Source organism: Flavobacterium sp. (genome assembly GCF_013822155.1).
Classification (GTDB): domain Bacteria; phylum Bacteroidota; class Bacteroidia; order Flavobacteriales; family Flavobacteriaceae; genus Flavobacterium.
The window spans coordinates 1-1590 of record NZ_PNJW01000157.1; the positions used below are offsets into that span (position 1 = coordinate 1).

A 1590-nucleotide genomic window follows, 5' to 3' on the forward strand; every position below is an offset into this window, starting at 1 on the left:
AAAATAAAAAAAATAGAAAACAATCTCTCCAAACTATTTACAATTAGTTTCCTAATTTTTTCAATTATAGTATTAACAAATTTAGTAACTCGACCTTTTGAGTTAGTAACTTTTTCAGGAATGTTAATTATTGTCTTATTTTCCTTTAATGTTTTCAATAATTACAAACACTATTTACTATACATAGTTCTCATAATTACTGTAATTATTGGACTTATCATACAAAAACAAATTCCATTAAGTATAGGAATCATTACCATCATTTTCTGTTTGATTATTGTCATTATTAACCAAACAAAACACGTTGCATTACAGAATAATAAAGAAAAATTCTTCTTTGCGAATGAAATAGTCAATCGTGGTAAATCATTAGTAATTGCAGCTAAAAAATCAGGAGAACTAACCTACTGTAGTGAAAGCATACAAAATATCTTAGGCTATAATCATGTCGAGGTTTTAGGAATGGGTTTTTGGGAGCTCACTGAAGATCCAGAATTTGTTGGAGAATCCTATCATGACACCTATATGGTTGACAGAATGTATACCCGGAAATTAAAATGTAAAGACGGAACATATAAATACATTCAATGGGTTGATAAACAATTTGGAGAAGACCTTTTTGTTGGTATTGGCAATGATGTAACTGACCAGATTAATATTGAACATAGGTATCAAAATTTAATTGAAAGTGCCACCGATTTAATTTTTGAAACGGATGACGATGGTAAATTTACCTTTATAAATTCCTTTTCCTGTTCACTGTTAGAATATGATTTAACTGAACTGATGAACATGTATTATGCTGAATTAATTCGGGAAGATTATAGGGAACAAATTGTAAGTCACTACCAAGAAGAATTCAAATATTTAAACGATTTTTCACTTCTTGAATTTCCAATTCTAAAGAAAAGTGGTGAAGAAGTATGGATTTCTCAAAAGGTAACCATCAAAAGAAATGATTTAAATGAAATCATAGGCTATTCAGGAATTGCTCGTGACATTACCATGATTCGAAACTTAGAAGTTGAAAAATCACAACGTCAGGACAAAATCAAAAAATACAATAATGCACTTTCAAAATTGTCTACAACAAGTTTTGCTATTTTTGATAGTATAACGCCTATTTTGAAAGTAATCTTTGAAAATGTATCTAAGGCTTCCGGCATTCAACGTATCAGTTTTTGGAATTATTACCCTGATCGTATCGAATGTCAAGATTTATATAATCTAAAAACCAATACACATTCCAACCATTTGATTCTTTACAAAAAAGAATTGCCTATTTATTTTGAAGCTATAGAAAGAGAACAAATGATTATCGCTTCCGATGTAAAACGTCAAAAAGAAACATCTGAGTTTATCGGTAATTACTTTAATGAACACAATATTAAATCATTACTTGACTATCCTGTTTTTATAAATGGAAAACTTTATGGTATTATCTGTTTTGAAGCAACGGATACTATTCGGTACTGGGATAATGAAGACATAAATTTTACACGCTCTGTTTCTGAAATTATCTCGTTAGGAATTGAAACTTTAAAACGTAAAAAAATTGAAGACACACTTCAAAATAAAAGTATTGTTTTA

At 29.0% G+C, this 1590-nt stretch carries 1 protein-coding gene; it reads left to right on the forward strand.

Going from position 1 to position 1590, the window contains the following annotated elements; genetic code table 11:
• Positions 1-120: 120 nt before the first annotated feature.
• A partial coding sequence (locus C0512_RS15525) for a PAS domain S-box protein (RefSeq protein WP_290863208.1) occupies positions 121-1590 on the forward strand: 1470 nt, incomplete at its 3' end.